This window comes from Pirellulales bacterium (genome assembly GCA_036499395.1).
GTDB lineage: Bacteria > Planctomycetota > Planctomycetia > Pirellulales > JACPPG01 > JACPPG01.
In genome coordinates, this window is the sequence record DASYDW010000068.1 from 1 (window position 1) to 26,672 (window position 26,672).

Annotated in this window: 20 protein-coding genes; 6 read left to right on the forward strand and 14 right to left on the reverse strand. The window is 62.0% G+C overall.

Annotated elements, in window-relative coordinates:
• Nucleotides 1-501 precede the first annotated feature (501 nt).
• The 4 genes from VGN12_12670 to VGN12_12685 form a co-directional block, all read right to left on the reverse strand.
• On the reverse strand, nucleotides 502-4,509 hold the full coding sequence (locus VGN12_12670) for an FtsK/SpoIIIE domain-containing protein (GenBank protein HEY4310296.1): 4,008 nt from the start codon (nucleotides 4,507-4,509) through the stop codon (nucleotides 502-504).
• An 81-nt stretch (nucleotides 4,510-4,590) separates the two neighbouring features.
• Nucleotides 4,591-4,803, reverse strand: a complete 213-nt coding sequence (locus VGN12_12675) for a hypothetical protein (protein ID HEY4310297.1) — start codon at nucleotides 4,801-4,803, stop codon at nucleotides 4,591-4,593.
• A 3-nt stretch (nucleotides 4,804-4,806) separates the two neighbouring features.
• A complete protein-coding gene (locus tag VGN12_12680) occupies nucleotides 4,807-5,568 on the reverse strand; it encodes a hypothetical protein (GenBank protein ID HEY4310298.1) in 762 nt (253 codons plus the stop codon).
• A gap of 7 nt (nucleotides 5,569-5,575) precedes the next feature.
• The gene (locus VGN12_12685; protein ID HEY4310299.1) at nucleotides 5,576-5,848 is read right to left on the reverse strand and encodes a WXG100 family type VII secretion target; all 273 of its coding nucleotides are present in this window, start codon (nucleotides 5,846-5,848) and stop codon (nucleotides 5,576-5,578) included.
• A 533-nt stretch (nucleotides 5,849-6,381) separates the two neighbouring features.
• Between VGN12_12685 and VGN12_12690 the strand changes: the two genes are divergently transcribed.
• The 3 genes from VGN12_12690 to VGN12_12700 all read left to right on the forward strand — a co-directional run bounded on the left by VGN12_12690 (nucleotide 6,382) and on the right by VGN12_12700 (nucleotide 8,233).
• Nucleotides 6,382-6,831, forward strand: coding sequence for an RpiB/LacA/LacB family sugar-phosphate isomerase (locus VGN12_12690; protein ID HEY4310300.1), 450 nt, complete (start codon nucleotides 6,382-6,384; stop codon nucleotides 6,829-6,831).
• Between the two features lie 74 nt (nucleotides 6,832-6,905).
• Complete coding sequence (locus tag VGN12_12695) at nucleotides 6,906-7,838, forward strand: alpha/beta hydrolase (GenBank protein ID HEY4310301.1); 933 nt, start codon at nucleotides 6,906-6,908, stop codon at nucleotides 7,836-7,838.
• A 5-nt stretch (nucleotides 7,839-7,843) separates the two neighbouring features.
• Complete coding sequence (locus tag VGN12_12700; protein ID HEY4310302.1) at nucleotides 7,844-8,233, forward strand: hypothetical protein; 390 nt, start codon at nucleotides 7,844-7,846, stop codon at nucleotides 8,231-8,233.
• Here the strand turns inward: VGN12_12700 and VGN12_12705 are convergent.
• The 7 genes from VGN12_12705 to VGN12_12735 all read right to left on the reverse strand — a co-directional run bounded on the left by VGN12_12705 (nucleotide 8,200) and on the right by VGN12_12735 (nucleotide 19,128).
• Nucleotides 8,200-10,416 (reverse strand): ATP-binding protein, encoded by a 2,217-nt coding sequence (locus tag VGN12_12705; protein HEY4310303.1) that lies wholly within the window; start codon nucleotides 10,414-10,416, stop codon nucleotides 8,200-8,202. The two genes, VGN12_12700 and VGN12_12705, sit on opposite strands and share 34 nt — an antisense overlap.
• A gap of 323 nt (nucleotides 10,417-10,739) precedes the next feature.
• Complete coding sequence (locus VGN12_12710; GenBank protein ID HEY4310304.1) at nucleotides 10,740-11,234, reverse strand: alpha/beta fold hydrolase; 495 nt, start codon at nucleotides 11,232-11,234, stop codon at nucleotides 10,740-10,742.
• Entirely contained in the window at nucleotides 11,234-12,841 is a 1,608-nt protein-coding gene (locus tag VGN12_12715) for a tetratricopeptide repeat protein (GenBank protein HEY4310305.1), read from the reverse strand. Before VGN12_12715 ends, VGN12_12710 begins: the two co-directional genes overlap by 1 nt.
• A gap of 298 nt (nucleotides 12,842-13,139) precedes the next feature.
• On the reverse strand, nucleotides 13,140-14,183 hold the full coding sequence (locus VGN12_12720) for a hypothetical protein (protein HEY4310306.1): 1,044 nt from the start codon (nucleotides 14,181-14,183) through the stop codon (nucleotides 13,140-13,142).
• A 242-nt stretch (nucleotides 14,184-14,425) separates the two neighbouring features.
• Nucleotides 14,426-15,376, reverse strand: coding sequence for an alpha/beta hydrolase (locus tag VGN12_12725; GenBank protein HEY4310307.1), 951 nt, complete (start codon nucleotides 15,374-15,376; stop codon nucleotides 14,426-14,428).
• A gap of 225 nt (nucleotides 15,377-15,601) precedes the next feature.
• Nucleotides 15,602-15,934, reverse strand: a complete 333-nt coding sequence (locus tag VGN12_12730; GenBank protein HEY4310308.1) for a cupin domain-containing protein — start codon at nucleotides 15,932-15,934, stop codon at nucleotides 15,602-15,604.
• Between the two features lie 71 nt (nucleotides 15,935-16,005).
• Nucleotides 16,006-19,128 carry a HEAT repeat domain-containing protein gene (locus VGN12_12735; protein HEY4310309.1) on the reverse strand — a complete coding sequence of 1,041 codons (3,123 nt, stop codon included), beginning with the start codon at nucleotides 19,126-19,128 and terminating at the stop codon, nucleotides 16,006-16,008.
• 166 nt (nucleotides 19,129-19,294) lie between these two features.
• On the opposite strand from VGN12_12735, the gene VGN12_12740 reads away from it, so the two are divergent.
• A complete protein-coding gene (locus tag VGN12_12740) occupies nucleotides 19,295-19,819 on the forward strand; it encodes a gamma carbonic anhydrase family protein (protein HEY4310310.1) in 525 nt (174 codons plus the stop codon).
• 408 nt (nucleotides 19,820-20,227) lie between these two features.
• On the opposite strand, the gene VGN12_12745 is transcribed toward VGN12_12740, so the two are convergent.
• Nucleotides 20,228-20,785 (reverse strand): PSP1 C-terminal domain-containing protein, encoded by a 558-nt coding sequence (locus tag VGN12_12745; protein ID HEY4310311.1) that lies wholly within the window; start codon nucleotides 20,783-20,785, stop codon nucleotides 20,228-20,230.
• A gap of 244 nt (nucleotides 20,786-21,029) precedes the next feature.
• Between VGN12_12745 and bioB the strand changes: the two genes are divergently transcribed.
• The gene (gene bioB / locus VGN12_12750) at nucleotides 21,030-22,064 is read left to right on the forward strand and encodes a biotin synthase BioB (GenBank protein HEY4310312.1); all 1,035 of its coding nucleotides are present in this window, start codon (nucleotides 21,030-21,032) and stop codon (nucleotides 22,062-22,064) included.
• A 193-nt stretch (nucleotides 22,065-22,257) separates the two neighbouring features.
• Here bioB and VGN12_12755 read toward each other — a convergent pair whose 3' ends face one another.
• Both VGN12_12755 and VGN12_12760 read right to left on the reverse strand, forming a co-directional pair.
• Complete coding sequence (locus VGN12_12755; GenBank protein ID HEY4310313.1) at nucleotides 22,258-24,603, reverse strand: von Willebrand factor type A domain-containing protein; 2,346 nt, start codon at nucleotides 24,601-24,603, stop codon at nucleotides 22,258-22,260.
• 3 nt (nucleotides 24,604-24,606) lie between these two features.
• Entirely contained in the window at nucleotides 24,607-25,227 is a 621-nt protein-coding gene (locus VGN12_12760; protein ID HEY4310314.1) for a sigma-70 family RNA polymerase sigma factor, read from the reverse strand.
• Nucleotides 25,228-25,482: 255 nt separating this feature from the next.
• Between VGN12_12760 and VGN12_12765 the strand changes: the two genes are divergently transcribed.
• Nucleotides 25,483-26,670 carry an ATP-binding protein gene (locus VGN12_12765; protein ID HEY4310315.1) on the forward strand — a complete coding sequence of 396 codons (1,188 nt, stop codon included), beginning with the start codon at nucleotides 25,483-25,485 and terminating at the stop codon, nucleotides 26,668-26,670.
• Nucleotides 26,671-26,672: the final 2 nt, after the last annotated feature.

A 26,672-nucleotide genomic window follows, 5' to 3' on the forward strand; every position in this document is an offset into this window, starting at 1 on the left:
AATCGGCTAAGCACGACTATGCCACAAACGCTGGCCTAATTTCTAGAGGAAAAAAGGAAGTTGGTAATCAGTAGTCGTTAGCTAGTAGTCGGAACGAAGAGCGGCGCGGGCGGCGCGAAAGAGTTGCTGACCACCGACTACCAGTTACTAGCTACTGCTCCGAGGTAGGGTGCGTCCGTGACGCACCGTCTTTCATTCTTCGTATTTCATCCGCGAAAACCTGCGTCATCTGCGGATCGAAATGTCTTCGATGGCTGTTGATGCGCTAAGAAAACAATTCGGTGCGTCGCGGACGCACCCTACGAAAGACGCACGCACGAAATGCGTACGCCGCGAGTTGGCGAAGAAAGAACCATCGCTGGCGTTTCGGGCTAGTGTTTGTCGCGATCGGTTTCGTGATGATGGTGTGTTTAACCCATCCATCATTCTGCACTCATCATTCTGCCTTTTCGTCAATGCTGGCTGCCTGCCGCCCTCTGGCTACTAGCAACTAGTTACTGGCTACTCGTCGCTGGTCAGTGGAGCGGCGGTGGGCGCGGCTTGTGCGGTGATTTGGTCGCAGGTGGTGGCGAGCCAGTTTTCGGAGGGGGGTGAGTAGGGGCGGAATTTTTCCAGGCGGCCCTCGTCTTCACGGTGCAGCAAGGCGCGGTACTTGCCCAGGAAGCTGGCGGCGGGGGTGTCCATCAGCAGGCTCGAATCCGCGGCACTCATTTGCAGTAGCAACCGGGTGTCGAATTCCTTCAATCCTTGCCGTTCGAGCATGCGCTGGAAGTTTGTCAGCGAGTCGCACCAGACGATCGTGTGGATGCCTACCGGAGCCCCGTCGCGCAGGATGTCGGCGAAATGCTGATCGGGACGTTTGGGTGTTTCTTCGGCACTGCGCGAAAAGCTGAAATCCTCTTCCTGCTTGCGCAGCTCGCGCATGCGCGGCAGGTCGAACACGAACAGGAAGCGTGGGCCTGTGTCGACGGCTCCGGAGTGCCGGCTCTCGACTTCGGCTGCTAGCTCGGCGAGCGCCGCGGACGTATCGTTGGCCGGCACCAACCGCACCTGGCCAGGCAACAGTCGTGGCAGTTTCGCAAACAGCGGCACATAATCGCGGTCCGGCAAGGCGCCGTTGAGAATCGTGAACGAAGCGCTCGCGGGCTGGCCGTTGCCGCCGGCGATTGGGAATTGCGAGGCCAGGCTGATGATCGAGCTGATGAACATGCCGGCCGCGGCATCGTCATTCTGGCCGATCATCAACAAGTTGGACCCGCCACGACGGGTGAACGTGACTGAAGTTGCCGATTGAATGGCCAGCGGCTCGCCCAGCCAAACCAGCGGGGCAACGGCAGCGGTGGATGGGCCGCCCGTCGCTTCGATTGTTTCCTCGGAAAGTGCGTCGGACGATTCCACAACGCTTGGTTGAGTTAGCACAGCCGGCGGCGTGGAACTGGCCGTGGCGATCAGCGCGGCGAGGGTTTCGCTCTTCTCCATGTCGGCGGGACGGGTTCCTTCGAAGACGATCTGCTGCCGACGCGTGCGTGGCGGGCGCTGGGCATTGAGCTTGGTGACTTCGTCCAGGAACACGTCGCGCCGCTCGTCCGGCAGCCAGACAACCTGGAAGGGATGGTTTCCTTCGACCATGCCATTAGCGTCGTTGTAGATCGCCTCGCCGGGACGCGACAGAAGTCGGGCCGCCGAGTTCTCTTCACTGAGAATCAGGTGCGCGTCGGATTCGGCGCATTGCAAGGCGATGCGCACCGCCATCTGGCCGAGCGTGGTGCGGGCCAGCGAGTACGCTCCGCCCAGGGTTTGCGAGCCGAGGTGTACGTGGATACCGAAAGCGCGTCCTTGCCGTACCAGGCGGTCCAGCAGCAGCGAGGCTTCTTGCGCCACCTTGTCATCTTCGACGAAGAATTCCTGGAACTCGTCGACGATGAACAGGATGCGCGGCAAAATTTCGCCGGAGTCACGAAAGCCGGCAATATCCTGCACGCCCGCCTCGCGAAAGCGTTCGCCGCGCTCGCGCATCTCGGCGTCCAGCCGTTGCATCACGCTCAGGCCGAACTCGCGTTCGCTTTCGATCGCGATGACGCGCGCGTGCGGCAACTCGTGCGTGACGTAGGTCTTGAATTCGACCCCTTTTTTGAAGTCGATGAGGTACAGCTCGATTTCGTCAGGGCTGTAGCGCAGCGCGGCATTGGTGATCAGCGCGTGCAACAGGGTCGACTTGCCCGAGCCCGTTTTGCCGGCGATCAGCACATGCTGCGAAGTTCCGTGACCCAGCCGAAGGTGTTGCAAGCGCGTGGCGCCTGCGCGCCCCAGCGGGACGTCGATGCCTCGGCGGCTGTCCCCTTTCCAATAAGCGTCGTCTGGCGGGGCGATGGCTTCGAAGGGAACTTCGACGCGCTTGGCCGTGTGCGCCGCGGCCCCGACTGTGTTCAACACCGCCTTGCATTCCTCGGTGGGCGGATTGTCGACGACGAGCGGCAACTCTTTGAAGTCAGGTTCTTGCCAAGCGAGGTCGTTGCCCGAGATCGTGAATACCGTGGCGTGTTTTTGCAGATCGGCCAGGCTGATGCCGGGGAGTGCCGGCTGCTTGGTATCGACGCTGACCAAGACTTGCACGCCGCAGCGCGGACCACTGGCGGCGATGCTCAGTAGTCGGCGGGCCGAGGCTTCGGTGAAGCCGGCCGGAAAGTTGGCCACGACCAGAACGCGAAACGCCTCGGCCACTTCGCCAGCGGCTTCGTTGTACGCTTCGATCGTGGGGAATTCGTTGCGCAGGTATTTCTGGATAACGGTCTCTATATGTTCGGTCAGATCGGCGAGCCGCTGCTCGATCTGAACCGGCTCGGTCCAGATGCGATGATTCACCAACGCCTCGTCGTGGTCGGCCAGGTGCATAAAGGCCGCGAAGTTCTGGCCCAGCCCGACGGGATCGACGATCGTTAGTCGCACTTTGCCTGGCGGCACAGCGGTGAGCAGGCGTAATAACACGACTTGAAACAGCGCGATCGCGCGACGCCGGCCTTCACCTTGCGTCTTGATGAAAATCGACGTGCCGCCCGGGAAGTCCAATAGCGCGGGCAGCTTGAAAACCAAATCCTGATTCTCGGCGTCGACCGGCGCGGCACGAGCCCGCAGGTCGAGCGTCAGGTCGCCGAAACGGATGGCCTTTGGCACGTCGCGCTGCGGACGCCAATCGCCGCCGGTGACGATGTCCCATGGGGGGCAGCTGTGGTCGATCTCTTGGTTGATCGCTGCCAATTCGCCCTGCGCGGCGGTATAGCCGGCTTGCCAGTCGAGCGCGATGGTCGTGCGGGCCCGCTCGAATTCCGCCTGGTTCGAGGCCAAGCGGCGCTCTTTGACGGCTTGCGCCTCGGACATTGCTTGCTCGTAGCGCTGGCGCGCGTCGGCCTTTTGCTGGGCTTCGACGTTTTGCGATTTGGCGAGCTCTTCGTCGAGGCGGCGTTGCAGGGTGACCAAATGCTGATCGGCTTCTTCGGTCAGTTTTGGCAGTTCGACTTCGCGGCGTTGTTTACATGTTGCCAGGACGGGCGCGTGTTGCTCGGTGGCGCGTGCGTACTCAGTATCGCGCTGGCGGCGGATTTCGGCTCGCTTGCGCTTGTAGTTGGCCGCCGATTTTTCGAGGTAGCGGCGCGCCGAAGTTTCGGCCTGCTTAACCGACGCGAGTAGGGGGCGAAAGCGGGCCGCGGTTTGCCGGCGCGCCACGCCACGCAACCAGATCGTCAGTCCGACGCCGGCGCCGGCCGTCAGAACCAGCGTGACGCCGGCTGTGATCGGCAAGCTGCCGTTGCTGAGCCAGGCCACGGCCGGCGCGGTCAGCGCCGCCACGACCATGAAGATCCAGGCGGCGTTCGCGCTGCGCACCGCGTCGGGCAATTTCAGTGCGCGGAGTGCCTGCAGTTCGGCCTTGGCCGTTTCCAGCGACTGGCCGAGCAGGTCGGCATGGTCGAGAGCCACGTCGTCGTCCGGCGGAGGTACGACGGTTTGGTCGATGATGCTGCGATGGCCGAGCCGCTGGAGTTCGTAGATTGCGTCGGTTTCAATCCCTCGGGTCGTGCGCAACCGGCTGCGCAATTGCTGCTGCAACTCGGCGATGTTTTCGGACATGCGCTTACGGCTGGCCTCGAACACCGTCCGCGCCAGCCAGCGCGCCTCGTCGACGGCTTTGTGGGCCTTGCGCTCGGCCCGATTGATATCGTTGACCATCCGCTGCGCGGCGTCCTGGCTGGACTCTTCGATTTTACGCGAGTGCGCCTTCCACTGACCGATAAGGGTCTCGCGGGCGGTGCGTTCGGCGCGTTCGGCCGCGCCGGCCTCGGCCTGATAGCGGGCCGTGATCTCGGCCGAGGCGCGCTGAAAGTCGGCGGTGATTTCCTTTTCGCCGGCGCGATAGGACGCGTCGGCAACCTGCTCGGCCTGGACGCGATCGTCCACGAGCCGCACCAGCGTCTCTAGCACGCGTTTTTCACGCTCGACGACGCGTATGGGGCTCATGAAGGATTCAGGACGCGCGAAAGGAAGAGAGGATTAGTATTCAGCAATGATTTTGTTGCGGATGTGATGTGGAGCGAAGGGCTATTTGCATTCGAATTCGCATTTCTTGAGTATTTCGGCCAAGCGCTCCAGGGCGCGGATGGTTGTCGCCAGTTTCGGTTCGTAATGCTCTAAATGTTTACGTTCGAATTCGCGCATGACCTGGTCGTTCCATTCTCCCTGAGTCTGGTCCCAACGCAGCTTCATCGTGCGGGCGGCATGGATCAGGCGGGCTTTATTGTCGTCGAAGATCATGGCTTACTTCTCGTCGACAGTGTTGTTGTCAGTAAGCTGACCGCTTGCGATATCGCCGGTGGTTGCCGACAGTGGGATTGTAGGGTCGTCGACCGTTGGTGGTGGCGTTTGCGAATTTTCGGTGGCGGTGAGTTGCAGGTCGCTTTCTTGGGCCTCGCCCGCTATGTTCGGCTCGGCTGCTTCCTGAGCCTCGCCCGCCGGCTGCGACTCAGTAGCTTCCGGCGCCTCGCCCGCTGCGCGCGACTGGGTCACACGTTCCATGATCCCTTCGGTGTTGGGCGCGGAGATGCTGATATATTCGAGCAGGCGATTCACGCTGGCCTGCAGGAATGCCGCGGCGCGGGGGACGTCGGAGACTGCCGAATTGCGGAGCGGCTCGGCCTTCATGCGATATTCGTTGACGGCTTGCTTGACTTTGGGAATCCATCGCCGGACCAGCGTTAGCTTGTCTTCGGCCAGGTGCAACTTCTTCTTGGCGGCGTCGAGCACCTTTTTCTCGTGATGGCAGGAGGGGGTGCGATAGGCATCGACCGTGGCTTGCAGGCAGCGGTGCAATTCGGTCTTGGCCTCGTTCACGATCTCCTCGCGCAAGCGTACTTCGTCGCGCCAGAACTTGATTTGATCTTCTTCGAGCCAACTGAGGAATTTGTCGGCTTCCAACTGGATCGACGACAGCGACTGCTCGGCCTCTTCGCCAAAGATGTAGAGAGCCGCGCGAAACGCTTCGAGCGCCTCGATCGATTTGACGTGTACGCCTGGCCGCATGGTTGCCTCAGCGTTGCCGCAAGTATTCCTCGGCGCGATCCGCTTTTCGCATCAGGAAGGGGACGTGGGCGTCGACCGTCTCGATGAACTTCGACAGCGTCAGAATGGTCTGCTCGAACTCTTCGTTGAACTTCTGCTGTTCCTTGTCGCGCCAACTCTGGCTGAGGTTCTTCATCTGACCGCTCATGGTCATCATCTGCGTTTGCAGATCGCTATTGAAGCGCTTCAGGCTGTGGGCAAACCGGCGAAGTTGTTCCGGGTCGACGATGGCTTGCGACATGTTTCACGCTGTGGTTGGTCAGTGACGATGCAGGAGCCGACTTCCCTTAGAATTGCGAATGGCCACTGCGCTTCGCCGTACTTTTCGCGCGATGGTTTGACGGCCACGCGAAAGATCGTCGCAGCGCAGACAGCCCGTGCCAGAAATGAATTGCCGAACAGGCGACGAGGGGATGCCAAAATCCCCCTGGCGGCATGGCCCTGTTCCCTGCCAGCCACCACCATTAAAGTGTAAGGCGTTGGGCAGCAGATGTAAATCGGACCTGCCGCTGGTTACTGGGTGAATTCGAAGCTTATCGTTGATGGCGCTGGCAACGCCTTAAGGATATGAGCTGAAGATTTCGCAGATAAACGCAGATTTGATGTTAATTGTGAACGTTCCCGGTCGGAATGTTCGGGCGCCGATCGATGTGGAGTTCCCTATCTTAAGTCCGCGACAATCCTGGTTGCCGAAGAAGCAAGGGACACGTTCGCCGCCGGTGAAGTCGGGCCGTTAGGGGGCGATCGAAAATATTCTTTCTAGGAGATACGACTATGCGCGTCGGCATCGCGGCCGATCATGGCGGCTTTGAATTGAAAGAGCAGTTGGCTGCGTCGCTGCGCGCGAGCGGGTACGATCTGGTCGACTTTGGCGCGACGAGCATGGATAAGGGGGACGATTATCCCGATTACGTCGTGCCACTGGCCGAGGCCGTCGCCAAAGGGGCGGTCGAACGTGGCATCGCGGTTTGTGGCAGCGGCGTGGGGGCATCGATCGCGGCAAATAAGATTCCGGGCGCCCGGGCGTGTCTGATTCACGATAGCTTCTCGGCGCACCAGGGCGTTGAAGATGACAACATGAATATCCTCTGCCTGGGAGGGCGGATCATCGGTCCGATGCTGGCCGAAGAGTTGATTCGGTTTTTTCTCAAGGCGAAATTCACGGGGGCCGAGCGCCATGAGCGGCGTCTAGCAAAAGTCGCGGCGTTGGAACGCCGCGGCTAGCTCGTTCGCGGCGAGCCGCTCGGAGCGGTGGGGGAGAAGAAAAAGGTACCTGACACCTTTTTTCGGGAGGGCCGATGGCTGATCCGTGGCGTGGCATCTCCATGCGTGCCGTGTTTCAGTTGATGGCTCTAGCGCCGCTAATTGTTTGCAGCGCGACTTTCGCCCAGGCCGCTGATGATGCGGATGCGCCGATCAAGTTTCGAAGCAATCTGCGCTACAGTGAAGCGGGTCCCAGTTGCATGCTCGATCTGGCGATTCCGCGCATGCCTGCAGGCCGGCGTCCGGCGGTGGTCGTTATTCATGGCGGCGGCTGGATCGAAGGGGACAAGTCGAGCTTTGCCTCGGCCTTGCACGGTGTGCCGGGGAATATCGAAGAGTTCGCCCGGCTGGGGTTCGTGGCGGCCACGATCAATTATCGATTATCGCGCGAAGCGCCGTTTCCGGCGGCGCTTGACGACTGTCGCGCGGCGGTGCGCTACTTACGCGCGCATGCCGAGGAATTTCGGATCGATCCCGAACACGTGGGGGCCTATGGAAACTCGGCCGGAGGGCATTTGGCCTTGTTGCTGAGTATGAACGAAGAGCCGAGTGCCGATGACACACAGGATCCCGCCCAACGGTTTTCGAGTGGCGTGCAGGCCTCCGCGAGCGACAGTGGTCCGCTCGATCTAACGCGGCAGCACCAGCAGAATCAACTGCGCGGAGTGATCGAAACCTTCCTGGGAGGCCCTCCGCAGGGCAAACTTGTCGACGCTTATCGCCGAGCATCGCCCGCCGCGCATCCAAGTGTGAAAGCGCCGCTGTTGCTGATTTACGGCGCGGACGATGAACAAGTCGATGTGCGCACGGCGGACGAATTTGTCGCGGCGCTCGTCAAAGCCGGGCACCAGGATGTGAGCTATATTCGTCTGGCCAAAGTAGGGCATTGCCCGCATTCGTTAGTTCGGGTTCCGTGGCTGAAACCCGTCGTGAACGACTTCTTCCTACGCACCCTCGAACAGAAGTGACGACCATGTCGAATGTGCCGGAACGCCCGCGTATGGACGTGAAGGGCTTTCACCTTCCGTTTCGGCATCGTCCGTGGCATCTGGCCGGCCGCATGATGTGGCGTTCTTTGGCGCTATTGCCGCTGGGGCTGGCGACCCTGGGATTGGGGATGGCGATCTATCACTGGGTTGAGGGGTTGGCGTGGCCTGACGCTTTTCTGAACGCGGCGATGTTGTTGGGAGGGATGGGGCCGGTCGATCCGCTTCATACGCAGGCCGGCAAATGGCTGGCCGGACTGTACGCCCTGTTTGCTGGCGTGGTCTTCCTGGTCCTGGCCGGCGTGATGCTGGCACCGGTCGTACACCACGTGCTGGCCCAGTTTCATCTCGACGCGGCCGAAGATTCCTCCAAATAGGAAGGAAGTTCGACGACCATTCGCGTGCCGCCGGCTTCGATGCCGTCGACGCGAATCGTGCCGCCGTGGTCCGTGACGATGCCGTAGGCCAGGCTCAAACCCAGGCCGGTTCCTCCGTCGGCCTGCCGCGTGGTGTAGAACGGGTCGAAGATGCGGCTGCGGTCATCGCGCGAGATGCCGCGACCGTTATCGCAAACCGAGACGCGAACCACGCCATCGGCCTGCTCGCTGCTGATGCTAATGCTGGGGGCCTTGTCGGCGGCCTCGAGGGCGTTGCAAATCAGGTTGACGAAAACCTGTTCCAGCTCGATGGGGTTGAGCATTACCTTCGATAACGGATTTGCCAGACGAGTCTTGAGTTCGCCCCCGCACCGCGCAACATAGGTTTTGGTCAACTCGACAGCATGCTGCACGACGGCATTGACGTCGTCCGGCCAGCGCTCGGCCGGCTCTTGGCGGGCGAATCGCAAGACATTCTTCACGATGCGCCCGCAGCGTTTGGCGTTGGCCACGATATCGCGCAGCAGCTCGCCAACCTTGCCCGCCTGCGGTGTGTCGGCCGTGACCATGAGCGCCTGCTCGGCTGAGAGCAGGATCATGCCGACCGGATTATTGATCTCGTGCGCGATGCCTGCGGCCAGGGTGCCGACCGAAGCCAATCGTTCGGCGTGCCGTAGCTGACCGAGCGAGGCTTCTAGTTGGCGGGTACGTTCGTCGACCAACTGTTCGAGTTGCTCGCGGTGCCTGGTTAAATGGTCCGCGGCGCGCGAACGCTCGATGGCCAATGTCGCCAGGCGGGCCGTCGATTCGATCCAGCGGGCGTCGATTAACCGTGAGATGCGCTGCTGCTGGGAGTAGAGCGCCAGGACGCCCAGGGCCTGACCTTCGTGCGAAATGATCGGCTCGACCCACCAGGCGTTCAGACCGGCCTCGAGCGCCGCGAAATTGTGCGCGGGCCAAGGAGAATCGGTAGCGATGTCATTGACGATGATCGACTCGCCACGCTCGACGGCTGCATAATAAGGCCCCAAGGCCTGCGGATCTTTACTGCGCAGGACCGCGTCGACGAATTCGGAGGGCAAGCGAGGGATGACCGCGTTCCGCAGCACCTTGTTCGAATCGAACAGCAGCAGCATGCCGCGCGACTCGACCGTCGCATCTTCGCAGACGTGCAACAGCGCCTCGAGAACGTCCACCAACGGTTCCCCGGCGGCCATGTGCTGCAGCACGCGGTTGCCCCCCCAGGCGATCAGCTCGGCTCGTTTGCGCGGCGTGACGTCGACTATGACGCCGTACGATAAGAACTCGCCATGAGAGGTTTCAATATGCGTCGTGCGATCCTGGATCCAAACGATACGGCCATCCTTGGCGATCATTCGGTATTCGAGGTCCCAACCTGATTTCTGTACGATGTGCTCACGCATCCGGGCCACGGTGATTTCTCGATCGGCCGGATACAGGCAATCGCGCCAGAACGAATGGCTCGCCAACCAGTCGTCTGCCGAATAGCCCAGCACGGATTGCACCTGCGGGCTGATATAGATCGGCTTGCCGTTGGGGTGCAGGTCGTCCAGGTAGCTGATTACCGGCAGATGCTCGACCATGACCTGGTATCGAGCCTCGGCTTGCACCAGGCGGGTGCGCAGCTTTTGCCGCGCGTATTGCACGGCAGCGCCGAGAACCGTGGCCCACATCAAGAAGAAACCGTAGGGGGTCCATGCTTCCCGCGGATCGACCCACAGAGCAATCGCGAACCAGCCTATCCACGTTGCGCCGACCAGCAGGGCTGACCAGGCGAACGACAACGAGAGCAGGCTCAAGCCTCCGAGCAGGAGGACCAGGTTCATCGTGTCCTGAGGATTATGCCAAACGTACAACTGTGTGAGACAGCGCGCGAGCGCCACGCCGCCGACCACGATCACGAGCGGATAAACAAAACGGTCCGGGACGTGAATGCGCCAGAGCAACCAGCGAACAGCCAAGACCGACGCCGCGGAAGCGATTTCGATGGCCGCGAGCCAGGGAGCCACCGCTCCGAAGCCCAAGAAGAACGACGCGATCGCAAGAATGACGAACGCCACGCCCATCGCCAGCGTTGCGTAACCAAGCCCCTCGCGCACCGTGGCAATCATGGCGCTGCGCAGTTGCGCCGCACTGACCGGTGACGAATGACGTGGCAGCATGACTGGGCTATTTTCCAGGCGACGCCCTGACCGCGCCGGCCGGCGCATTGCATCACGGCCGCGGCGTTCGGCAGGGAGTGGTTAGACTCCACGCTTGTCGCGGGCTCGCATGCAATTGCTTAAGACCGGCCGCTACCCCCAACAGACAAAGGCGCGGTCGTTGCCCATCGAAGATAGCGAAAGCCGGGAATCTGCACCAGAATCGATTCGTCGCCGCTGGCTGTGTAACAAGCGATAATCAAGAATTGCGATGCTTTTGGCAGTGCGTTGACAGGAAAGGTATCGCGCATTGTCAGGAAAGTGGGACGAGGCGTATTTGCCGATCAGCCTGCGTGAGTAGCCAGCCGTTTGATGGCCGCGAGCATGGCGGCCAGTGGTTCGGGATCGGCCAGGCGATGATCGCGGCCGACTTCGATCAATGATCCGGCTGACAGTCCGCTGCGCTCGACGAGCTCTTGGCTGTCGGCGAAGGGAATTATGTCGTCGGCGCGGCTGTGAAGGATCACCGTGCCGGCCGGGACTGTGCGTGCGGTACCCCAACGCTTCCAAGCGGGGCACAGCAGCACCATCGGCAGTGGCGCCGCGAGATGCATGGCTGCCGCGCTATCGACGTTCATGGCCACGGCGCCGCCGCGGCTCGATCCGACGATCACTTGCACGCGCTCGTCGCGGCAGGCACACTCGGCGATGCGCACCGATTCGGCAAAATCCTCGTCCGGCAGGGCGGGATTGATGACCGTAAGGCCATGCTCGACCAGGTACGAAGGTTTCAACCCACCTTGCTTCGACTGCCAGCCGTGGAGGAAGAGAACCTTCATCAGCGTGTGAACGTCAGGCCTGGGTCGTTCGGGGCGCCGCCGGCTAGCTTGAACTTCAGCTTGTCGCCCGGCGCCATGGCGACTTGACCGACCAACGTGTTTTGTTCGTTGGCCGCCAGGATGAGGAAATTATTCGCCAGGGTGTAGGTGCCTTGCAACTGTTGTTGCTTGCCATCCTGGTTGAATTTCCACAAGAACTTGTTGTCTTGCGACAAGTTCAGCTCGAACGCCGAGCCGTCGGAACGATCTGCCTTCCAGTTGCCGATCACCATCGCGGGCTGCACAGGCGGGGCAGGGGGGGCCGTAGTCGCGGGCGTTGCGAGCGAAGGTCCGGCCGGAGTGTCGTCGTCGGGCGAGTCCTTCAAGCCCTTGAGTAGCTGCACGGCCAGTTGATCCTTCGGCTGCAGCTCGATGACGGCTTCGAGCTCGGTTGCTGCCTCCTGGTCATGACCTTCGAGCAGGTAATGATAGGCGAGCAGGAAGCGCGCATGCGGTGCTTGAGGATTCTCGTTGCAGTAGGCTTCGAGACTGCGCAACTGCTGCGTGTAGGCGTTGGCGTCAGGGTACAGACCGCTGACCGTGGCCCAATCCCAGCCGGGACCGATCGACAGCACGGCGTATACGCCGGCGGCCGATTGCTGGTAGTCCTTCGTTGCGAACAGGCACAGGGCGCGGAATTCGTGCATCAGCGTGTCATTGGGGACGATCGCGATGGCGCGATTCGCTTCGGCCAATGCCAGTTGATAGTCGCCGCGTTCGAATAACGCGCGCGCTTGATCGAACATCGCCAGTGCCTGGGTTTGCGTACTGTTTGGCGCCGGCGCGTCCGGGGCACTACTACCGGGCGGTTGCGGCGCTGGAGGTGTGGCAATGCCGGACGTCAGGCCAGGCGTCGGCGCGAGTCCAGGATATGTCGATCCGCCCGGCGCTGGAGGAAGCGACGGTGCCGGCATGCCTTGCGCGGCCGGCGGAGCCACGACGATGGGCTGCGAGTAGTTGATATACGTTACGCCGCCGACCGGTTGCACCCAGTACGGATTGTAATAGGGGTAATAACCCCATCCCCAGGGCGAACCGAACGAAGCGCCGATTGCCAGCCCGGATCCGAGTCCAAAACCAAAGCCCAGTCCCCAACCCCAACCCCAGCCGCCGCCCCAATACCAACCGGCCGGGCGATAGCCCCAGGGATGCGACCAATGACCATTCCAATCGCCGTGATACCAACCGCCGGCCTGATAAGCGGGACGATGACCGTAAGCAAACGAATGGGCCGGTCCACCGTGAGCCATGCCATGCGGTGCGGAGTGTCCCGCAGCATGATAGGCCGGGGCGCTGGGACCACGGCCGCCACCACCACCTCCGCCACCATGACCACCACCGCCGCCTGAGAATCCGCCGCCACTGCCACGTGACGAACCACCGGCGCCGCCGCCACCGCCGGAGAAACCTCCTCCTCCGCCGCCACCGAATCCGCGACCGCCACCACCGCCGCCAAAACCTCCACCGCCGCGGCCACCGCCCCCGCGTCCACCATGTTGAGCCTGGGCGATCGACGGAGCGCACAAGGTGATCACGATCAACGTGTAGGCGATGAGAGATTTCATCATGAGGGTCTATCCCGAACTACGGTGGGTGCGCGTCCAGCGGATCGCAGCGGCACTGCAGCTGCTATCGTGTGGCGACGCAATCTTTTTGAAGGCATGTTGCGGAGGCGGATTGTAGACGAGTTGCCTGCGAGAGGTCCATGCGACTCGCGCGAGACGCGATTTAATGGGTGCCCCGGATGGCAAATCGCCGAGAATCAGCCAAGCTGGCAATGCTGGCGGTTGTTCGAGGTAACAGAGAAGCAAGTGAACTGTCACCACGCTGTCGCGAATTCACGAGCGACCGGCGCATGGTGGAACGCTAGAAGCTCAGTCCTGTCCGCAGGCCCACGGTCAGCAGCAGTGAGGAGGGCTGCACCAGATTGCGGGCCTCGCCCGATTGCCGCCAGGTGAAGACTTCGGCGTAGCCAGCCAGAAACAGATTCTCGCCGCGAAAGCCAAGTTCGACCTGTGCCGTGACGCCTGGCCCGGGAAACAGCGTGGCTTCGTGCAACGTCAGATGCTCATACGTGATGGCCACCAGTCCGACACGGCCACGGCCGTAGAACTCGACGTCGGCGCTTTCGTCGTGACGTGACTCGATGCCGATGTACGGATAGGTCGTCCACCACGTTTCTTGATAACCGCGGATGAAGTCGCCGCCGTCGGTCGTAAAGTCGGGCAAATTGCGGATCCAGGCACGCGTGCCGATGCCGGCGAAGAAATTGATCGGCGGCGGCCAGTCGGGCTGAAACAAAAAATCGTATTCGGCCCGCACGCCCAACAGATCGGTCTGGGATACAAGTGGTTCGGTCGTGCCGTCGTTGAATTGCAGTGTCGAGTTGTAGCGCACCTGGCTGCCGAAGATCTCGGCGCGAAACCGCTCGGAACCGATGCGCCGCTGATAGCCCAGCGTATAGAGCGGGCCATTCTCGCTGACGAAGTTGGCGCCGTTGAGCGATTCCCCCCAGTGGTAATATTCAATGCGCGTATACCACGTGGATTCGACCAGGCGCGGCGCGAAGGCAAACGACGGCGCGACCGAGACGATTCCCGGGCCTGTCATCGGTGACTGCTGGGTAATGATCGGTGGGGATGTCATGGGCGACGTGTTCATCGCTGGCGGCGGCTGCCAGTTGTTGGCCGTATAGATCGCCTCGGCCGGGGTCGGTTGACGTGGCACCGCGGCGGCAGGGGGCCGGGGAGGCCAGACCGAGACGTCCGGCGGCGCGGCTGACGACGGAGACGAAATCGGGCTGAGGATCGGCCCGCCAGGCTCGGGGGGAGGAGGAACGCCGTTATCGGCGCGCACCTCGGCGGCGAAAAACATGATCGCCAACAGCAAGAGTGTGCGACGCGTACACATGGGCGCTCGGACGTTGGTCGGCCACGGTTCGAAACGGGCCGATGGCCGCCCCCGGAAACGGCCAGCAAAGTAACGTTGCCTTTAACGAGAGGCAACGGCAATCACGCCGCGACGGCAGTCCGCACAAGATGGGCAGGATCGAGTTCTTCTACACAGGTGTTTGTGAACTGTTCGCGCGTTACTTCGCCGCGCGAGGATGAAGAACTCGCAAGGTTTGCTCTCAGCAGTGAGAGTACTCGCGACTATTTCTTGTCGCCGTCGTGCGGGGCCAGCAGCTTGGCGATGAGAAATTCGTCGGCCGTCGCGTACTGGTCCGACTTCGATTTGCCTTTGATCAGCAGATGGCATTCCTGGCCAACGGAGTCTGCTTTTTCTTTCATCTTCACGCCGTAGACGGGATGGTGAATTCCGTGGCCGGCATCTTCCGATGGCAGCGTCATGTTGTTGCCGTAGGTCATCAACAAGGGTGGGTCACGGCCGTCGAGATGATTGATGGGCGAGAACTCGTGATAGAGCGCCTTGTGCTTTTCGTAGTTCGCTTGTGCCGCGGCCATGTCGGGCTCGCCCACCGCCATCCAGATCATGCGGTGCTTGAGGACGTTCGGGCCGAGCCACGCTTCGATCACAGGCGGATCGATCGACGTCTGGCCGGCATTGACCGCGGCGGCGCAGACGCGGGTGCTTTCCCGCTCGACCGGGTCGGCCGATTGCGGGTTAGCCAGATCGTCGTGCAGCAAAAGCCACATCGACGTGCAAGCCCCGGCGCTGCCGCCGGTCAGCGCGATCCTCGACTTGTCGATATTCCATTCCGCAGCCTTCGAACGCAGGAACTGAATCGCCCGGGCCGCATCATGAACCGGTGCCGGCAGGGGATCCGTCCCGGTCAGGCGATAATTGATCGAAGCGTACGAGATGCCGCGATCGAGGAAATGTTGAACCGTTTTGGCGTCTACTTTCTTGTCGCCGCCGACCCAACCGCCACCATGAATATGGACCAAGAGCGGACGAGGGCCATCGCCCTTGGCTTGCCAAAAGTCGAGCACGTCGCTGGCCGGCGCGCCGTAGGAAACATCGGCATGTGTCGGCGGCAGCGGGGCAGGCTCGTCTGCAGCTTGCGCGTGCGCCGTGATCGCGAGCACGGCCAGGCAGGCGAAGCTTGTTTTCGAAAGCAAAGATGACGTGGCGAGTTTCATGGCGCATGTCCTGCCAAGAGGTTTCTTTCAACGACGATCGCCTTACCCTACGAGACGCGGCGGTGGCGAGCTAGTGTTAGCGATGCATGAATTTGTAGGGTGCGTCCATGACGCACCACCTTCTCCGCGGCGTCCGGTAGGGTGCCCTTTGGGCACCGCTGCATCGCGCGCGATTTCTTGGTGTTCACAGAGCACCCTACCCTACGTGCCGGCCGGTTGCGTTTGTTACCGATAATCATCTCGGATCGGGTAGAAGACGTCGAGCGCTTTGACTGGCTTGTCGCCGGCGATCACTTTGTGGACGACGCCGCCGGGGATGCGCCACATTTCGCCGGCGCGTACGATTTTTCGCTCGCCGCCGACGACGAATTCGGCTTCTCCTTCGAGCATGAATCCCATCTGCTCGTGCGGATGGCTGTGATCCTCGACCACGGCGTGCGGCTCGAACTCCACCAGCGACAACATCACATGATCGCCGTGCGTGGTGAAGATTTGCACGCCGGGAAAGATCTGATGCTGCGAGCACTGCGACTTGTCAACGAAATAGGGCACCGTCACAACTACACCTCCCTGCCAGCTCGAATGGATGCGTTACCGCCCGTTTGTTTTCTTTATTGCCTACTACCTGCCTACTTGTTGCTGCTAACCGCGGCCGTGGCTTCGGTTTTTTGCTTCTGCTCGAGCAAATAGGCCAACAGGTTGTAATAGTCGGCCTCGGGGATCAGGTCTGCGACATTAGCCGGCATCGGCGACAGCTTGCTCATCGTTCGTTCTTCGACCTCGCTGCGCGGCAGGCGGACTTCCTTCCCTTGGGCGTCAGCAAGCACCAGCACTTCTCCCTCTTCACGCAGCAGCAATCCGGTGACCACGTTTCCGCCCGTGGTATTGATCAACGTCGTGCGAAACGCCTGATCAACGTTGCGGCTGGGGTCGAGCGTATCTTCGAGCAGTCGGTCGAGCCCGCGCAGTCCTACACCGTCGAGGCCCGGTCCGATCTTGGCTCCTTGGCCGGCCAGTGTGTGGCAAGCCGCGCAAACTTTCTGGAACACTTGTTGCCCGGCGGCCGGATCGGCCTTGGCTTGAGCAAAGCCGCCGCGACGTGCGTCCACCAACTGTGCGAGTCGTTCATCGGCGGCCGGTAGGTCGGCGGTGAGTTTCGCTAGCCGGTCAGCCAGTTCCGGCAACTTGGCGGCGTTCAGCTTTTGTTCGACGGTCGCATCCTTGAGCAGGCGCGGCGAGCAACGGCCGGCCGTGACCTCGGTCAACAGCGTTTCGCCCCCTTCGGCCGTCGCGGCCAATCCGCGCGCAATCTCCACGGCCAATCGGTCCGGCGCGGCCTTTAACTGTTCGGCCAGTGCCGCGCGAGCATCGGGCAGATTCATGGCCGCCATCACGGTCGCCGCCTTTTGCCGCATCGGAATCGCTTCGGCTGCGTCGCTGAGAATGTTTCGCGCGGTCGCAATGGCTCGACCCGCATCGTTGGCCACACACGCATCGAGCGCGGCGTTGCGCACGTCAGGCAGTTTTGAATCGCGGGCTGCGAGCGCTGCCAGCGCGTCGAAGGCGGCCGTTACGTGCAACTGCTTGGCGAGTTCAATGCCTCGATCGACCGACGGCCGATCCGGCTGCGCCAACAGGATCGTTGCTACGCGCCCCGCCCAGTCACCGGTGAACGCCGGTACCGGTTTGCCACGTTCTTGGGCTGCCTTGGCGAGTGCCAACAGCGCGGTCTGCTGCCGTGTGTACGAACCGGCCGCCACGGCCTGGGCACGCCGCATCGCTTCGGTGAATTGCTCGTCGGTCGCATATCGCACGGCATCGTGCAAGTATTCGGCCAGCGGTCCGTCGTCCACGGCGTGCGTCTCGGCATAGCTCAGCAGATAGGCGCTCGATTCCGCGTTACGCACGCCCAGGCTGACGTCGGCCAGCCGCGCGGCAAAGTCAGGCTTCGCCCCGGCGAGCGCCGCCAGGGCACCGTACGTGCCTGGCTTCAACAATTGATCGCGCACCGCCATTCGCACGACGTGAACCATGTGCGTATCGTCGGCAGGCGTCTCGGCCCACAGATTCAGCAGTGGCTCGACGTTTTCGACCTGCGGATGACGCGCGAGCGCGTCCGCTGCGGCTCGGCGCACAAAGGGATCAGCGTCATGCAGCTTGCCGCGGACCAAACCATAAACATCGGACGAGCCGTTCCACTCCGCGCGCTCGGCCAACGCTTTTACCAAATGGACTCGCACCATCCGTGCGGGATCATTGGCCAGCCGATCGACCGTGTCGCGCGGCAATCCGCCCGTTAGCGATCGTTCGACCAGCCACAACGCATGCGTCTTGCGCGTCGTGGCGGCATCATCGGTCGCCTGCGATGACAGTGCTCCCTTGAGTAGATCGATATGGCTGGCCGCCACGCTTTCGCCTGATCCCAGGACGGTGGTCAGGCGTTCGCTGGCCAGCACGCGGACCGTCAGATTCGGATCATCGAGTAAATCGACCAGCCACGCGGCGCGCAATCTCGCCAGGTCTGGCATGCGGCGCGGCGACGGAGCGGGCGCTTGCTCAGTGCCGGTGTACACGACGCGCCAGATACGTCCCAGGCTGCGATCGCGGCGCGGGTGCGTCAGCGGCACTTCGTAGTGTCCGATGATGCAGTTGTAAAAGTCGGCGATGTACAGCGCGCCGTCGGGGCCCATCTTGATATCGACGGGCCGGAACCAGGGATCGTCACACGAAATAAAATCAGGCTGCTCGATTGCCTTGTAGGTCGAGCCGTGCGGTTCGAAGCGGTCGTGATTCACGCGCCCCGTGACCGGGTTGCCGATGAACACCGTCTCGCGATATTCCGCCGGAAACTGATCGGCCGCGTAGTAGACCACGCCCGCGATGCCGGTCGAGCCGTGAAAATGTTCGATCATCTCAGGTCCGTAGCCCAAACCATCGTGTGGCTTGCCAAAGCTGGGATACCAGGCGCCGCGTAGCAGCATGTAGATCGGTTTGGTATGGCAGTCCGACGAATAAAGGTTCCCCAGCGGATCCATCGCCAGACCGAATGGGTTCACCTGGCCGTGGGTGAATTGCTCGATGTGCGAGCCGTCAGGTCGAAAGCGATACGTATTGCCTGAGTTCATCTTTACGGCATTGCCATCGGCCCCTTTTACGTCGGAGTCGTTGTTGAAGCCGTGGCAAGCGTAAACCCAGCCGTCGACCCAGCGGGTGAAGCTGTTGGCCATGCCGTGCGTGTCACGAAAGCCGAAGCTGCTGTAGAGCGGTTGCCCCGGCTGATAGTGATCGTCCTGCTTCGGATCGGCGGCGCGATAAATCTCGGGGATCGCGTAATAGATCAGCGCGTCTTCGCGCGGCAGAATGCCGATCGGAATGTTCAGGCCTGACACCACGGTCGAAATCCGTGCGGGCCGGCCATCCGGGCCGATATCGTCGAAGCGTTTTACGACGTCACGCCGCGGTGCGTCCCCCTGAGCCGGGAACGGATACTCTTCGGACTGCGTGGCGTACAGCCGGCCATGCACGTCGAAGTTCAGGTTCATCGGCTTGCGAATCTCGGGCTCGGCGGCCACGAGTTGAATCGAGAAGCCCGGCGGCAGGTGAAACTTCTTTTGCTGTTCGGCGGCCGAAATGGCCTCGGTCGGCGCTACCAGTTGCGGCGAATCAGAAAGTTTGTCATCCGGGGTCGCGGAATTCGCGATGGGCGACAGAAGACAGATCGCAAGCAAAACAACGCAAACGGGGCGCGGCATGAGATGTTCCAGCAAGGTGAGGGCAGCCGGCTGGCGGTGCCTGGGGGCAGACCGGCATTGAGGGCGGGAAGAGACCGCGGTTCGGACCGATGGCCAGCCTCCGATTTTCTAGTGTAAAATCGCGACTCGCCCGGAGCAAGCTTGCGCACAAGGAGCCTCGACACAGATGTCCGATACGCCCGATTTTGCGTCGTTTCGTCACAATCAGATCCACCCCAGCGTCTACCTGGCCGAAGGTGTGCGCATTGCCGGTGACGTCACGATCGGCGAGGATTCCAGCGTCTGGTTCAACGCCGTGATTCGCGGCGATTGTGCCGAGATTCGCATCGGCCGCCGATCGAACGTTCAGGACAACGCCGTGCTGCATGCCGATCCCGGCATTCCTTGCTTGATCGGCGACGGGGTCACGATTGGTCACACGGCGATCGTCCACGGCGCCACGATCGGCGACAACGTCGTCATCGGCATGCACTCGGTGGTGATGAACGGCGCCAAGGTCGGCGCGAACTCGATCATCGGCGTCGGCGCGGTCGTCACCGAAGGGGTTGAGATTCCTCCCGGCTCGCTCGTGATGGGGCTGCCCGGCAAGATCAAGCGCGCGCTGAGCGAACTAGAGATCGAGCACAACAAATTCGCTGCTGAGCATTATGTACATAACGCTCAGCAGTATTTGGCGGCGCGACGGGTGTGAGCAGCGACCTTTGGAAACGCGGAAACAGGTCGGTTGACCTCGCATTCGAGATTGCTGCGCTGACTTAGCCCCGAAGGGGCGGAACCGTGTAGCCGTGGGCGCGAGCCCACGGTGAACCGTCTCGTTGCGTGGCAAAAGCCCTGGAGGGGCGACATCGATCTTCGACAGGGACTTCGCTGTCGCCCCTGCGGGGCTTACGACGATGTTCTTTGCGAAGTCTTCCGTGGGCTCGCGCCCACGGCTACATGCTGTCGCCCCTTGCGGGGCTCGAACCTTTGAGAGCGTTCGATGTGAGGGACGTGGTTTGCTCGCCTCACCGGGCTCACAGAGCCCGGCTACAGAAGCGCGATCGCGCGGGGCGCGCCCGGCTACAGAATTCGGCAAAGCACGGCGCAGAAGCCGGTTCGTTTAATGCCGGCGTGTTGAGCAGGCGCTTGCTACGGCGCAACCGGTTGAGCAGCTTCCGCAGCCGTGCCCTTCGGCCGATTCGGTGCCGCAGCCGGGACCGCAGCCGTGCGTCAGCACGTCGGTGAACGAGCGGAAGTGTGCCTCAGCTTCGTAGATTTCGGTCAGCTCGGCCGTCAGATGCTCGACCTGCGGGGGAACGTCCCCCAGGAAATAGAAGATCAGCGTCCGCCCGTCGAACAGATGCTCGACATCCATCAGGCAGGCCGACAGCCCCATCGCATTCAATCGCTGCTGACAGGCGTCGTACGCGGCGTGCGAGTTTTTCGCCAGTCGCGATTCGAGCAGCCGGTCCTCGATCGTCATCGCTCGCAGGATTGTGCCGTCGCTTGTGGCGGTCGCAGACTGCTGCTCAGGGGGCGCGAGGACTTCGCCGAGTTCCACGCCGCGCCCCGTGCGCACGATGACGCGCGCATGCCGGGGGTACAGGTCGGCCTCGGCGGTGTCGAAATGGCCTACGACTCCCAACGCACCGACGCGTACTAAATGCGATCGCGACATCGTTACCACTTGTACCTGGTTTGCAGGGGGCGCCGGGCGTTCGGCCTTGTACGAACGGCCACGGCTTCATTGTGGGCCGAAACCGCGCGCCTGCCAAGTCGCGCGTCCGGTTTAACAGTCAAACGAGTTATCGACCGGCCAAGGCTGCGTGCGCCAGCAAGGCTTGTGAATTCCGCCTTCTCGGCGATACTTAGGTCATTCCTATAGGACAATTATTGCCGCCCCGGAATCCAGGAGTCGTGTCATGCTCGATCTTGCCTCGCAATCGGTCGCCGAGGGCGCTAGCCGCTGGCAGCGGTTGGCCGATCAGGTGCTGGCAGGACACCAGGTCACGACCGACGAAGCGCTGGCCATCATGCGCGCCAGCGACGACGAATTGCTGGACTGCGTCGCGGCGGCCTTCCGGTTGCGGCAGCGCTGGTTCGGCAAGACCGTGCAACTGTACTTCTTGATGAATGCCAAGAGCGGCCTGTGCCCCGAGGATTGCTCGTACTGCTCGCAGTCGAAAGTCTCGGAGGCCGAGATTCCGCGTTACAACATTCTGTCGCGCGACAAGCTGCTGGACGGCGCCAGGATCGCCGCCGAGCGAGGTGCCAAAACGTATTGCATCGTGATCTCGGCCCGCGGTCCCAACGAGCGCGAGATGGCCGCGGTTACGAAGATCGTGCCCGAGATCAAGGAAAAGTACGACCTGCAGATCTGCGCCTGCCTGGGCCTGCTCTCGTCAGAACAGGCTCAACAATTGAAGGACTGTGGCGTCGACAAGGTGAACCACAACCTGAACACCGGCGAAGAGCATTACCCCGAGATTTGCACGACGCACACCTACGCCGATCGGGTCGAGACGCTGCGCAATGTGCGCAACGCCGGCATGGAACTGTGCTCGGGCGGAATCATCGGCATGGGGGAACGTGACGCCGACATCGTGCAAATGGCCATGCACCTGCGCGAGCTGGGAGTGGAATCGATCCCTGTCAACTTCCTGAATCCTATCGACGGCACCCCGCTGGCCGGACGCAGCGACCTGACGCCGCGCTACTGCTTAAAGGTGCTGGCGATGTTCCGCTTCGTCAATCCGCAGCGCGAACTGCGCATCGCCGGGGGCCGCGAAATGCACCTGGGCTGTCTGCAGCCACTGGGGCTGTACGTCGCCAATAGCCTGTTCGTCGGCGACTACCTGACGACCAAGGGACAGGCGCCGGAGTCCGACTACCGGATGATCCGCGAGATGGGTTTTGAAGTCACCCGTGGCGAAGAAGCGGCGTACCGCGCGAATTAGTGACGTCGATCGCTGGTGAACGACGTCCTGTGTGTTATTAAAGCCTGTTTCAAAATCGAGGCTGGGTGCCACTGCTGGCTTGCCCAGCAGTGCGGATTTGCGGAAAGACACTGCTAGACGAGCTAGCAGTGGCACCCGAATTTCAGTCGGCAGGTAGTTTTGAAACGGCTTCTAGCCATCCTTCGGTGCCTGGCTATTTGGCCAGGGTTTGGGCTTGTTTGACCAGTTCGAGGAATTCGTGGCGGTAGTTTTCCTTGTCGACGCCCAGGCCTCCTTCGGCCAGCTCGAGTACCATGCCGTAATTGGCAGTTCCATCATGGGCCGAGTGACGCAATAGCATGCCGAAGGCGGCCACGGCGGCGGCGAATTCAAAATCGTCACCGGCCGCGGCGATCGTCTGGCTCTGGTCCGCGACGGGGAACTTCAGCAGTTTGCTTTCGCTGCCGTCGGGCTCTTTGTAGCGGAGCTTAAGCGTCAGCAGGTCGTTCGACTGTGCGGCCGCGACGTTGGGCGTCGGATTGCTCTGATACTCGAGCTTGTCGACGCTGTCACCCTGGACTCCCGGCGCACCGGTGGGCACCACTTCGTAGAGGGCCGTGACGGTGTGGCCGGCGCCGATCTCGCCGGCATCCTTCTTGTCGTTGTTGAAATCCTCTTTGGCCAGCACCCGATTCTCGTAGCCGATCAAGCGGTACGATTGCACGCGCCCCGGGTTGAACTCGACCTGAATCTTGACGTCCTTGGCGATCGTGACGAGCGTGCCGCTAAGCTGCTCGACGAGCACCTTGCGCGCCTCGGCCAGAGAGTCGATATAGGCGTAGTTGCCGTTTCCCTTGTCGGAGAGCTTTTCGAGATTGGAATCTTTGTAGTTGCCCATGCCGAAGCCGAGCACGCTCAGGAACACGCCGGTCGCGGCTTTCTTCTCGATCAGGTCGACCAGTTGGCTTTGGTCGGTGATGCCAACATTGAAATCGCCGTCGGTCGCCAGGATGACCCGATTGGCGCCGCCGCGGATGAAATTCGCCACGGCCGTTTCATAGGCCAGTTGAATGCCCGAGGCGCCGTTGGTCGATCCGCCGGCGTCGAGCCCGTCGATGGCCTGCATGATCTGCTGCTTGTCGCTGCCAAGCGTCGACGGGAGGGCGAGCCCCGACGCACCGGCATAGACGACGATCGCGACTCGATCGTTCTCCGACAGTCTTTGCACCAGGAGCCGAAGCCCTTCTTTCACCAGCGGCAGTTTGTTGGCGTCGCGCATCGAGCCCGAGACGTCAATCAGAAACACCAGGTTGCTGGCCGGGCGGTCTTCGATCGCGATCTCTTTACCTTTGAGCGCGATCCGCACCAATCGATGGCCGGGCGCCCAGGGGCAGTCGGCGACGACCGTGTGTGCGGCGAACGGTTCGTTCGGTTGCTGCGGCGGGGCGTAGTTGTAGGGGAAGTAGTTAACCAGTTCCTCGATGCGCACCGCGCCCGGGGGCGGCAACGTGTGCTGGTTCAAGAAGCGGCGCACATTGGCGTAAGAGGCCGTATCGACGTCGATCGAGAAAGTCGAAAGGGGCTGCTGCCAGACCGAGGCGAAGGCGTTTTCGACGATCGGGTCGTACGTTTCGGTGTTGCCCGGCTTTGTGGTGCTGTACCAGCGGTATTGGTCGGAGTACTGAGGATTCTGCCCGCCGGCCATCCTTGCTTGTTCTTTGACCTCGGCAATCTGAGCTTCGGCTTTGCCCTGTGCGGCATCGGACGGTGTGGTGTTGGATATCCCGAACTCTTGTTCAGTCTGTCGGGGCCGCCATGGTTGATTCTTGGGGGAACGTTGGCCGCCGCCTTGGCCGTTCGTCGAAGTCGTTGCATAATAGCCGCGCCCCAGCTGCTTGCGTTTCAAGTCGTTCGGCGCCGACCGGGCAATGTAAGATGGCGCCGGATGAGCTGCCTGGGCATCTTCGAGGACGGTCAGTTGGTCGTGCAGCAGGGAGGGCTCGTTCTGCAGCTTTGGTGCGTCGCTGTCGGTAATTCTTCCGGCGTTTTCCGTTCGTCCTAAAGTGCCCGAGGTAGGCTTGACGGAGCCGGCGGGAGCGTCAGAGGCGAAATGGTAACGGCGGCTTTCGCGGGCGGTATAGACGGCTGGCAAAAGCAGACCGGCACCTACCATCAAGAGCGCGGCCGATGTGACCACGACTTTCAGCCGAAGGCTTCTGCGATTCCTTGCTCGGCCAACAGCCGGTGATGTAGGGGCCGTGGGGGCAGGACGCGGGACGCCGTGCGATGACGTGACGCTTGCTGGCTGATGTTCTGTTGCCGGGGCCGGGCTTTCAGTCGCCGCTGCGATGATCTGGTCCCGCGCGGCTAACGGCAGCGTGGGGGCCGGTTCTGCGCTGAGTGCGTCGCGCAGCAACTGTGCTGTCTGGCGAATCTCGGCAAGCGCCCGCTGCCCGTCGGGCGACTCACCGAGTTCGGCCTCTAGTTTCGCGGCGTCAGCGGCATCGAGCTCGCCGAGCGCGTCGGCGGTCAGCCGGGGATCGAAAGATGAGAAACTCATGGCTTATCCTTTTCTGCCCGATTGCTCGTGGGTGGGCTGATCTGCTTCGTGGGACCCGGACGCCTTGAGCCCTGAAATCTTGGGCGGAGCAACCTTGGGCGCAGGTAACTCTGCGGCCGGGGTCAGGCGCTCGCGCAATATCGCCAGGGCTGTGTGCAGCAAGTAGCCGACGTTCGTCACGGTCAGGCCGGTGACCTCGGCGATCTGGCGATAGCCGAGGCCTGCTTGGAATTTCAGGCGGACCACTTCCTGCTGATGAGCCGAAAGCGTGGTCAGCAGCCGCAGGATGTCCTGACCTTGCTCGTCGTTTTCGCTTTGCTCGGCCGGGCTGGGGGCCTGGGCCGGGCACGTTTCCAGGGCGTTATTTGCCATGATGGGCATCCGTTGCTCCTTGCGTTGCTGGTCGATCGCGCGCTGCCGGCAGACGCGGAAAAGCCAGGGGCCGACGTGACCGTCGATTGTCTTGGCATCAGCGCGGCACAGCCGTAGCAGCGTCTCTTGCACGATGTCGCGGGCCGTTTCGGCATCGCCAGTCAACCGGATGGCGTAGCGCAGCAGGGGCGCTTCGTGATCGCGAAGCACGCGTCGGATCCATTCCGTTCGCTCTGCCGGCTGCTCGCTCATGCCATTCCTCGCTGGCCTGTGGCCCGCGTTTCGTGCGGACTCACTCGCTTGCTAATTAGAGAACGCCGGGCGTTTCGTTTTATTAGGGACGCCGCACAGATTTCCGCTGCTGGACCAGCCAGCAGTGGCACGTCGGCTTTCACAAAGGGTTTGACGCCGCACGCTCCGGATTCGTTCCCAAGCTCAATTTGCGTAGCTTAGGAATCGTTGGCAGCAACGCGAACCTGATCCGCGACGCGTCTGTCCCCTGGCACTATGTCACTTTCTTTGTACCAACGCGACTTTGGCTATTGCCTGAAGCAGGCCAGCGACTGGCTGGGTGGGCCGGTTTGCGCGCTATTGTTCCCCTGGAACTTGGAGCAATTGCTGCGCAAGCGGATGCGGCTGCTGGCACGGCGCGGGCTGGGGACATCGCACGCGCTGGTACAGATTGCGGAGGATCGCACAGAAGGGGAGATCTCGGTCGGCATGGAAATGTACGAGCTGCCGACGCCTGAACAGCCGATTCGTCTGGTGCATGTCGTGCTCCCCTATTTGCGGGCGACTAGTTGCGTGCCCGATTTCTGGGCCGTGGCCGAGGCGGATTACAAGCGTGCCTCGCGCAGCGTGCGGCGCCTGGGGCGCCGCTCGGCACGCGCTTGCGCGCCGGTCATGCCGACGGCCGATCGCGACCGGCTGTGGCGCAACACGGTCGGCTTTCTGCTTGCCAGCCGGCAGGAGTTCCGCCGCTTTCGGATTCCGAAGAAGCGCGGTGTGCTGCTTTCCGGAGCGCCGGGCAATGGCAAGACGATGGCCTGTCGCTGGCTGCGCGGCGAGTGTCGGCGTCACGGTCTGCGCTGGCGCAACGTTACGGTCGCCGATTACCAGCTAGCCCGCGAGCAACATGGAGTGAGTTCGCTGTTTCATCTCGACCGGCCGGGCATCGTACTGTTTGACGATCTCGACTTCGGCATTCGTGACCGGCAGACCACCGGCGCGAGCGCCGATCACAGCACGTTTCTGGCCGAGCTGGACGGCGTGGTCGGCCGACGCGGCGCGGTTTACCTGTTTACGTCGAACGCGGCGCTGGCGGAGCTCGATTCCGCGTTTCGTCGGCCTGGCCGTATCGACGTGGTGATGGAGTTCGCCCAGCCTAACGCCACGCTGCGCGCGCAGTTCATTGACGAACGTTGGCAAAGCGATATTTGCGAGGCGATCGATATCGACGAGGTGATTGCAGACACCGACGGGCTGAGCGTTGCCGATCTCGAAGAGCTGCGCAAGCTGCTGGTGCTGCATTACCTCGAACATCAAAGCTGGGATTGGCCGCGCACTTGGCGCATCTTTCGCCGTGGGCGAGCACCGACCGGGGCGGGCGATCGCATCGGCTTTGGTGCCAAGAACACGGCGGACGAAGAAGAGGTGGCCGTACGTTTGTTGTCCGGCAACACGTGCAGGACGTAATT